At 44.4% G+C, this 9,640-nt stretch carries 8 protein-coding genes and 1 pseudogene; 2 read left to right on the top strand and 7 right to left on the bottom strand.

Annotated elements, in window-relative coordinates; genetic code table 11:
• A partial coding sequence (locus tag V7D75_RS03260; RefSeq protein ID WP_333613392.1) for a valine--tRNA ligase occupies positions 1-1,573 on the bottom strand: 1,573 nt, incomplete at its 3' end.
• Between the two features lie 251 nt (positions 1,574-1,824).
• Here V7D75_RS03260 and V7D75_RS03255 point away from each other — a divergent pair.
• Positions 1,825-2,931, top strand: a complete 1,107-nt coding sequence (locus V7D75_RS03255; RefSeq protein ID WP_333613391.1) for a formate/nitrite transporter family protein — start codon at positions 1,825-1,827, stop codon at positions 2,929-2,931.
• A 266-nt stretch (positions 2,932-3,197) separates the two neighbouring features.
• On the opposite strand, the gene V7D75_RS03250 is transcribed toward V7D75_RS03255, so the two are convergent.
• From V7D75_RS03250 to V7D75_RS03225, 6 genes are all read right to left on the bottom strand, one after another.
• Entirely contained in the window at positions 3,198-4,121 is a 924-nt protein-coding gene (locus V7D75_RS03250; RefSeq protein WP_333613390.1) for a bile acid:sodium symporter family protein, read from the bottom strand.
• 417 nt (positions 4,122-4,538) lie between these two features.
• Entirely contained in the window at positions 4,539-5,027 is a 489-nt protein-coding gene (locus V7D75_RS03245; protein WP_333613389.1) for a YbjQ family protein, read from the bottom strand.
• Positions 5,028-5,075: 48 nt separating this feature from the next.
• On the bottom strand, positions 5,076-5,546 hold the full coding sequence (locus V7D75_RS03240; RefSeq protein WP_144297803.1) for a YbjQ family protein: 471 nt from the start codon (positions 5,544-5,546) through the stop codon (positions 5,076-5,078).
• 91 nt (positions 5,547-5,637) lie between these two features.
• Positions 5,638-6,195, bottom strand: a complete 558-nt coding sequence (locus V7D75_RS03235) for a UPF0149 family protein (protein ID WP_068403615.1) — start codon at positions 6,193-6,195, stop codon at positions 5,638-5,640.
• Between the two features lie 251 nt (positions 6,196-6,446).
• On the bottom strand, positions 6,447-6,683 hold the full coding sequence (locus tag V7D75_RS03230) for a PA3496 family putative envelope integrity protein (RefSeq protein ID WP_068403618.1): 237 nt from the start codon (positions 6,681-6,683) through the stop codon (positions 6,447-6,449).
• A gap of 189 nt (positions 6,684-6,872) precedes the next feature.
• Positions 6,873-8,378, bottom strand: coding sequence for a hypothetical protein (locus tag V7D75_RS03225; protein WP_333613388.1), 1,506 nt, complete (start codon positions 8,376-8,378; stop codon positions 6,873-6,875).
• A gap of 522 nt (positions 8,379-8,900) precedes the next feature.
• On the opposite strand from V7D75_RS03225, the pseudogene V7D75_RS03220 reads away from it, so the two are divergent.
• Positions 8,901-9,640: pseudogene (locus tag V7D75_RS03220) on the top strand (phosphoserine phosphatase SerB); the annotation flags it as partial.

Raw genomic sequence — 9,640 nt, 5'->3', positions numbered from 1 at the left:
CGCGCGGATCAGCGTTCGGGCCTGCCCAATCAAGCGTACTAAATGTCCAAAGCCCTGAGCTAAACCAGGTATCGAGCACATCATCGTCTTGGCGCAATTTTACATCGTCGCTTAGATTGTATTTAGTACGAACTTCGGCTTCATCACGGGCGACATAAATCTCACCAGTCGCATCGTCATACCATGCAGGGATACGATGTCCCCACCACAGCTGACGGCTGATACACCAGTCCTGCAAGTCCGTCATCCACGCCATATACATGTTTTTGTATTGCGCAGGAACGAATTCAATTCGGCCATCTTCTACGGCATCAATCGCAGGTTTGGCAAGCTTACTGACGGCCACGTACCATTGATCGGTCAACCATGGCTCAACAATCGTACCACCACGCTCAGCACGTGGGGCTTTGAGTGCGTAGTCTTCGATATCCTCTAGCCATCCCTGCTCGCCCGCTTGCTCAACCAAGAATTTACGCGCCGCAAAACGCTCAAGTCCTGCATATTCACTTGGCGTGGTTTCTAATGTCGGCTCACGTGTTTGTAGGTCAGGATAAACTTCCATCGCGGGTAAGATATTGGCGCGCTCATCAAGGATATTAATCAATGGTAAGTTATGACGACGACCAAGCTCATAGTCATTAAAGTCATGGGCTGGGGTGATTTTTACGCAGCCAGTACCAAATTCGATATCAACATAATCATCGGCAACGATAGGAACAACGCGACCAGTAATCGGCAAGGTAATGGTTTTGCCAATCAAATGCGCGTAACGCTCGTCCTTTGGATTGACGGCAACGGCGGTATCACCAAGCAAGGTTTCAGGGCGTGTGGTGGCGACGACCAGATAGTTTTTACCCTCTTGGGTCGTTAAGTCTTTATCGGTGAAATGATAGCGGAAATGCCATAAGCTGCCTTTTTCATCGACGTTTTCTACTTCTAAATCTGATAGCGCGGTTTGGAATTTAGGATCCCAGTTGACCAAACGCTTACCACGATAAATTAAACCATCGTCAAACAGACGCACGAACACTTCTTTTACCGCATTAGACAAGCCATCATCCATGGTAAAGCGCTCACGCGACCAATCGACCGAGCTACCCAAACGGCGAATCTGACGGGTGATATTGTCGCCCGACTCTTCTTTCCATTCCCACACTTTATCGATAAAGTCTTCGCGCGTCATATCACGGCGCTTCAAACCTTGCGCCTCCAAACGACGCTCAACCACCATTTGGGTAGCGATACCCGCATGGTCGGTGCCCGGTTGCCAAAGCGTATTATCACCATACATGCGATGATAACGCGTTAGTGCATCCATAATAGCATTATTAAAGCCGTGGCCCATATGCAGCGAGCCGGTGACGTTTGGTGGCGGCAAGGCGATAGAAAACGACTCGTCTTTATCAAAGCTTGGCTTAAAATAACCGCTTTCTTCCCAGCCTTGATACATGCCTGCTTCGACATCGCTTGGATTGTAGGCGTTCTCTAATTGACTTAAGGCAGCCTGAATCGATTGGGTCAGGTTGGTTTTGGTGTTGCTCTTGGTATTGTCAGGGGTGTTAAGAGTACTCATAATAGAATGGTCTTTTATTAAAAATGAAGGTGGTCAAACAAAGTTATCGAAAAATAGGGAAAATAATTAATAGAGTGATTTTAACGCAGATGGGCAGATTTTGTTAGATGCTAAGGACATTTATCAGTCTTCAATAGCGGCAGGGGCCAATTTACAACAGTAATCGGCTGAACACTCAACATAATAAACGCTGCGCATACGCTAGAATAAATAGAAACTTAAATTATTATCAGATAAACAGCGAGCCGACCGTGTCTAAAGATAGCGAGCACAACGATAACAATAATAGTAGCAATAGCAGCCACTCTAAAGCTGAAAAAAGAGAGGATGTACGCTCTATAGCTGCTGAAGAAAATAATGCTGAAGACAAAGTAGAAGGCGATACTGAGGTGCAGAGCGACTCCGATACCACAGAAAACTTAGAAGACGAAGACTTTTCTGAGGATATTAGCGAAGAAGACAAAGAGACCATCAAAAAAGTTGCCAACGATGACAATTTTAGCCAAGCAAAAAGCTATGCCAGTATCTTGGTTGAGCAGGTGATGGATGCTAGAGAAACTTTTGAGCGCTCGCTTGGCTCGTTATTTACCAGTGCTTTTACTGCGGGGCTTGAGATTGGTATCAGCTTCTTTATGATTTTATCAGCTTTTGCGCTTTTGAGTGGCGTGCTCCCAAGCCATTACGCGATCGTCCTCGCTTCCCTACTTTATCCGATTGGCTTTATTATTGTCGTCATCGGTCAATCGCTTTTATTCACCGAACAAACCTCGCTGTTGAGCCTGCCTGTTCTCAACAAAATCGAACCCTTACACAAATTGCTACGCCTTTGGGGCATTGTCATCGCTGGTAACGTCGTTGGTGGCTGTTTATTTGCCGCTTTGATGATAGGCCTAGGTTTAAATATGCAGTTATTTAGCGTCAGTGACATCGATGCCTATGCCGAGCATATCTTAGGGTTTAGATGGTGGGTGATATTTGGTAGTGCCATCTTGGCAGGCTGGATGATGGGCGTTACCGCCTGGCTTGTGACCTCGGCGCGCGATACCCTTAGTCGCATTGTTTTAGTGACCTTGATTACTGGCAGTATTGGCTTTTTAGGTTTACATCACAGTATCGTCGGTAATATCGAGATATTTTCTGCTTTGCTTTATGGCAATACCGTCAGCTTAGCGCGCTATTTGCTATTTTTGACGGTGATATTGGTTGGCAATACCGTTGGCGGGGTGGTATTTGTCGCGGTACTAAAAAACCGTACCTTCTTGTTTGATATTGCTAAAGTCAAAGAAGAAACCGCCACAGATAAAGCAGATGAAGAAAATAATATAAACAGCCGTATAAATACCCGCCGACCTTATTAACAATAATTAGCAGTAAAATCTTCAAGCTAATTTCCCATAACAGATTTTAAGCATTTAAACCTGTTATGTGATTTTATGAACGAGTGATATATAGTAAATTCCATTGAGAAATGTTATAGGACTGCTGGAATAAATTTTTCGAAGCCTTTGGCGTGCGAAGCACACAGCAAGCGAGGAAGATTTATTCCAGCAGAGCGCTATTTTAAATGAACCACTTTTATATTGAATTGGCTATAGATGCTTAGCGTCTGTCTAAATCATTAGCGTTAAAGCATGCGTGCGGCTAATACACTGCTTTCTATTTCAGACTTTCTCAGTTTATTGTGCCGTGCGCTAAATATGCGTACCAAAATCCCTGCCGTCAAGAACATTACCAAGGTATAAATGGCTGGCATCATCGACATATCGTAGTTCGATAATAACGTCAACGCCATAAATATCGACAATGTACTGTTTTGGAGCCCGACTTCTAACGTGACCGACGTTCTTTGCGCCAAGTTTAGACCAAACCATTTGCTACTATAATAGCCAAGCGCCATGGTTGAAAGGTTCAATATTATCGACACAGGACCGGTCGCGATAAAGGCATCGACGATGATATCGCGTTGCACATAGCCCAAAAATAGCACTAAAAACGTTAAAAACAGCACGCCAAAGCGCGACACATAGACTTGTGAGCGATCGGCGACTGCTGGCGCGTAACGCTTAATCAGCATGCCAATACTAATAGGCACAATCGTTAGCAGCACCAAAGTAAGCACCGTTTTTAATACGGGCAATTCAAACGCGCTACCGCTGCCCATAAAATAAATCAACGAAAAGCTCAGTACAATTGGAATGGTAAATACCGTGATAACGCTGGCGATCGCGGTCATCGTTACCGACAGCGCCACATCACCTTTGGCCAAATAAGTAAATAAGTTTGAGGTAGTGCCGCCCGGACACAGCACGAGCAGCATAACGCTAACGGCATACTCTGGGCGTAATGGCATGATATTGGCTAAGGCAAAGCCGATGATTGGCAGTAGTATCAGCTGATTGGTCAAGCCTATACCGACAGCTTTGGGATACTTTAACACCCGTTTAAAATCGTTGGTGACGAGGGTCAAGCCCATGCCCATCATGATTAAAAACAAGCAAATAGGAATAATAACTGAGTTTACTAAAGTGACTAGCGCCAAACTTTCCATACTAACATCCCTGTAAATGTGACCTATTCCTAGATCAACTGCTAATGATTGAGTGATACCTGCTTAGCATTCCTTGCTAAGGCTGGTTAATAGCGGCTAACGCTTAACATCAACGACCATCACTCATTGTTATGCTGAATTGCTGTCATATAGTCAAAATATCCTAAAAACGCTAAGGTATTGCTGATGTATCGATATTACTTTTAACTCACTATAGCTTTTATGAGAGTGCTTATAGCATAAAAGTCAGCAAAACATATAGCGAGTATATAGCGCAAATGTTATAGATATTTGCTTTATTCAACGACTCATCAGTCAAGTGTAAAATGTGGGAATAGAGTAGAAATAGAAAGGGTTTTAGTCAGAGTAAATAAGGGAATTTGCCAGAAGGTTTAACATGGTTAGGGTTAAATGATTTTAAAGGATCGAGGCTTTATTAGAATTCTCACGACTATGGACGGCGGTACCATAGGCAATGGCTTCGACCATGCTGCCCAACTGATTGACATTACTGACTTCAAAACGCAGGCCATAAATATGACTATAGCCTTTCGCCTGAGCTTGGCTACGCATACGTACGGCAGCTTCACGGCGCGCGCGATCAAGTAAGGTCTCATAAGTGGTAAGATTTTTACCAAAAATACTTAAAACGCGAGCAATGACCATTTTAAAATAATCTTGCGCAATCACCACGCTGCCAAGTACCAATTCACCCTCAGTATGAGCATCCAATTTGGGTACATAAAAGCGCTCGGTCGAGACGACAATATGGCTAAGCTCTTTTTCAGCGATTTTTAATTGTGCCAAATGCTGACGCTCATGCCGTGAACCAAAAAACCAGCCGACTACAAACAATACCAGAAGCGGCGCGTAGTTGATAAGCATTTGGGTGAGAGAATTATTCATGAACCGTCTCGAGCGTCAAAAAGCGTTGCTGCTTTTTTTGCTGGTTAATTAACCAAAAGGATTGAAACGTGGCAAATCATCAGCGGCGACGTTGGGGTTTTGCGGCGCTGCTTGGTCGTGATTTTGCAAACCTGTAGGACCAGAAGGATTGCTTGGCGGTTGATGAGATGACGGCGAAGAGACGGACTGCTGCGGCATGGGCACGGCTTTAACCGCGGTACCATAGACAAACAGCTCAGAAGCGCCTTGGGCAATGCTAGAGGTCGAAAACCGCAGACCTACCACGGCATCGGCACCTAAGGCTTCTGCCTTGATGACCATACGATCGATCGCTTCTTGGCGTGACTCTTCTAACAGCTCGGTATAGGCCGTCAGCTCACCACCAACGATATTTTTTAGACCAGCAAACAAGTCTTTGCCCACGTGCTTTGAGCGCACAGTACTACCGTAAACAACGTCCAAGCGCTCGGTAATCTGATAGTTGGGTAAGTGCTCAAGGTTGGAAAGTTGCACAGTCATGCTACAGCCTTATCGGTGACTTATATGAATTTAATGAAGATTGATGGTGTCAGTGCATAATAAACAATCAATATTGTTGAAACAAACCCTGCTAGTCATTGGTATGAAACAATAAAAACAGCTCGGTTAAATTGCCTTCGATGCTATTGGCCATTTGTGCCATTTTATCTTCATCAGCGCGCATTTCGGCAAGCTCAGGATCCTCATCATCGATACCGCTTAGCACAATCATCGGTAAGGTTAAGACCGCCACATCTTCTGCCGTTTCTTCATCTTCAAACCAGTCACTGGCTTCATCGCCATACATCGCATCGACAAAACCAATCGACCAAGCAACAATATCAGATTCTTCTGAGAAATCGACCGCCACTTCTTCATCACCCGCATCTTCACCAAAAGGTAACTCGATCGGCGTCTCGTTTTTTAGCTCAGCCATGATTGAGTCGCGCCAGCGCTGAATACCGTCAATCACATTTGCAGGAATGTCACTGACGTGACCTTCAAACAGCGCATCGAGCCAATTTGGCAACGGACGACCAATAACTGTCGCGGTCAAAAAACCATGGGTGGCAACACTATCCAGCACGAACTGGCTCTCATCATTGTCCAAATAGTCTAATAATTCATCGAAACTGAGTGGGTTATTCATAGCAGGGAGTCCTTGGCGGCTAGATTACGGCGTACGCCATACATGAGTATGGCAACATAAAAAGAGCTGATTGCAGCATCATTTTTAACAATTTAATATTATTAAAAACCTCTGACAATCAGCTTAGCACAATATACTTAACATGATGATTGCTTATCTGTGTAACCAGTTAACAACTTTCGGCTAACACATAGCCATTATCTCTACTTTGCCTGATTATCAAGCGGCAAACTTAAAACAGAAATAACGGGTTAAATATCGTCATCATCCCAGTCATCGCCATCTTCATCAAAATTATCGATGTCATCAAGATCGTCTTTGAGCTCTTTTTCTAGACGTTTTTCTTCTAGTAGGTTATCAATCAAACGGCGTTTCTCAAGGCTGCTTAAGCGCGTGCGCACACTGGTTTCGGCCTCTTCCACCATCTTGGCGTCGTCATCATCGACAAAATCGTCATCAAAATCGTCATCAATATCAGCGTCACTCATGACAAGCTCCTATCGTTTTTCGGCAAAGGTATTAAAAATACATAAATATATATATGCCTTATAAAGTCTCTCCCAAGCGTTGTCAATCCTTTTTATCACTATGACAACGTTATGCTCAAAGCTAATAAGCGCACAAGCATTTATCTTACAGGCAATTGTAGAGATTCACTGACGTCTAAAGTGACAAATTTACCCCTGCTCTTCTGTCTCTTCAATCATCAATACCGCATTACGTACATCAGCCAGCCGCTGAATCATGGCATCATTACCGCCATCGAATATCGCACATTCGCGCTCATAAACGGTCGTTGGGCGCATGACGCTTTGGAGCTGAACATGATGATTGATTTGTTTAATACCCGCAGTTGGTAGCAAAATAAGCATCTGCTCTTTTTTACCGACGCTCTCTAATAAATGGCTCATCGCCTCAACTTGCGCATTGTCACTGACACCGGCTTTCGCTGGTAAGGCAAATCTTGACAGCTCGATATGCTTATCGTGGATAATTTTATTGAGCATGAGATACAGCTTAGCGAGCATCACCCCTGCCAATGCTACTTTGGCATGACTATTATCTGCCTTTAGCATCACATAAGCGCCGCTTTCATCAAAGTGTGGCTCATTAATCGCGCTGACCCCAAGCAATAATGGCTGCTTCAGTAATTCGGTCACCGCTTGATTCAATAACTGCGTACATAATGCCAAATAAGGCAGGCGCTGCGACGGCGCTAAGCGCTCGAGCATATTAAACTCATCATGAAAGACTATCTGTACGCTGACACTATCAAATGGACGGTTGGCAGACAGCCGAGCCATACCATTAGAGCCATTAGACTTATGGCTGTCATGATTGTTAGCATTGCCAGCAGTCAGTTGGTCCTGTAGATTGTCCGCGCCATCGTTACTCATAGCATGTGCAGTGGTGTCATGAGTCGCATCAAGCTCAAGATTTTGACCTTGCTGCCCTCTAACGTATTGATTGACCGCACTATGAATATCTAGTTTACGCGGTAGGTCTGATTTATCAGTATTTGGATTGCGGCTGGTAGCCGCGGCATTGGCTGCACTAGTGGATTCTGTTGACACATCTTCTGTTTCATCGCCACGCTCAAGGTTGCGCTCATAACCGCGCGCAAATTCGCGCTGATCGATCTGTCTGTACTGCTCGCGATGCAAATCTTGAATATCGCGGCTTAGCGCATTGATTTGCTCTTTAGTTGGGCGCGCAATATAACCATAAATTAGCCATAGCAATAAATGCAGCAGCATCGAGCCAATCACAAACGGCCACTGCATGGCAATAATCTCACCCTTGCTAATGTCTTTGAGGGTCAAGGCCACGCTACCGATGACTGCATCGCCTTTGGTGGCGATTTGGCTAATGGTATCGCCTTGCTGCATCGGTGCATTACCGACTGGCACCAAGACATCGCCATTATTGTCTTTAATCAAAATGCGCGTGACGTCCTGCTCGCTGGTATAGCGATTGGCTATGACGCTAAGGCTGACGCGGTCTTTATTTTCTAAAGATAAGCGCGCTTCATCAATGAGCTGAGCGACCATTTGCTCGCCCTTTTGGGCACGGCTATTGCTCAGCTGCTGATCGGTACTGATGACCAATAATAGGGTCTGCAAACAAAAACTAACCAGAAGAATAATGGCAAACAACCCTTGCCGCGGCGCTAAATACGTCATGATATGGTAAACTTTTTTGGATAAATGGAAGTAAAAAAACGAGGCTAAGGCTCATTTTCTAGAAGTGTATGCAGCTCTTAATTTGTCTATTTATTTTTTGCTTAATTTACTAGCGCCGCCACTTAATCAATAGTATTGCAGTATTTAAACGCATAGCACTTAAACAAATAGCACTTAAACAAATAGCACCTAAACAGATGACACTGAAACCAATGCTATTGATAAGACCTTGCCATCGTACAGCAGTTTTGTTGTGCAATTATGTTTGGTTCATACATTTACCGACAAATCGAGCGCTTATTTTCTCTACTATATCATCATAGTAAGGGTTATGGCGTTAGCGAATCGCATAAATTTATTGTAAGAATTTTCTTCTATGCGGCGGCGCTTTTTAGGCCTGTTAATTGGGTATGCTAAGCGTTTTTATCAGACTGTGAGACTTTATACCTCATCTATAGGCGCTGCCTACTAAAGCTGCTATTATTCCCAATCTTATATCAGCATACAAGGGACAATTGAGCGATGCAAAAAAATACATCTTACTCGTTACCAAAAGACAGCAAAGCTTGGCAACAAGCGGTCGATTCTGTAGCCTCATTATTGCCTGAAGGCACAAATCTACATGATTTTGATGCGCTACAATCCTTGCCTGTGTTTGCCTTAATTGTGGTATTGCCGACGCATGTATCTTCGCTCGATATTCATCAATATGTGCAGTCTTGGGTCGATGAGCAGCCAAACTGGCACTTGGTCACTGTCGCAGAAGACGCCGACGCCAATTTTGTCGATATTGAGATTGCTGATATAGATACCACGCAGCCATTTGCTAAGCGCTCGTTTATTGATGTGCAAGTGTTCCGCTATCTGCTAGTGCCCGTCACCGATACTCTCATGCACCCTGCTAAAAAAACAGCAGCGGCGCACATTATCGATGATCAATTGACCACGCGTCTGCGCCACGAATTAATGGAAGACTATAAAAACTCGCAAACTACCATAGGTAGCGAGCATTTAGATGTGGTCGACTGTCATATCTTGTCGGTCGGTCATATGCTACGTACCCATAAGCTGGCCTGTTTCGATATGGATTCGACCTTGATTGAACAAGAAGTCATCGTTGAGCTGGCAAAAACTGCGGGTATCGGCGAGCAAGTTGCAGCCATTACCGAAGCGGCGATGCGCGGTGAGATGGATTTTGATGAATCCTTTGCACAGCGCGTGGCGTTATTAAAAGGCAAATCGACCGATGTGCTCGATGATAT

The organism is Psychrobacter sp. (assembly GCF_036731945.1).
Lineage (GTDB): Bacteria > Pseudomonadota > Gammaproteobacteria > Pseudomonadales > Moraxellaceae > Psychrobacter.
Note: the sequence above shows the minus strand (reverse complement) of the source record. Positions and strands in the feature narration are given on the sequence as shown.

Excerpts from the sequence above, each read along its gene's own strand:
- V7D75_RS03245 (WP_333613389.1), bottom strand. The coding sequence starts at position 5,027 with ATGAATAATTCTCTCACCCAAATGCTTATCAACTACGCGCCGCTTCTG.
- V7D75_RS03240 (WP_144297803.1), bottom strand. The coding sequence starts at position 5,546 with ATGACTGTGCAACTTTCCAACCTTGAGCACTTACCCAACTATCAGATT.
- V7D75_RS03235 (WP_068403615.1), bottom strand. The coding sequence starts at position 6,195 with ATGAATAACCCACTCAGTTTCGATGAATTATTAGACTATTTGGACAAT.
- V7D75_RS03230 (WP_068403618.1), bottom strand. The coding sequence starts at position 6,683 with ATGAGTGACGCTGATATTGATGACGATTTTGATGACGATTTTGTCGAT.
- V7D75_RS03250 (WP_333613390.1), bottom strand. The coding sequence starts at position 4,121 with ATGGAAAGTTTGGCGCTAGTCACTTTAGTAAACTCAGTTATTATTCCT.
- V7D75_RS03225 (WP_333613388.1), bottom strand. The coding sequence starts at position 8,378 with ATGACGTATTTAGCGCCGCGGCAAGGGTTGTTTGCCATTATTCTTCTG.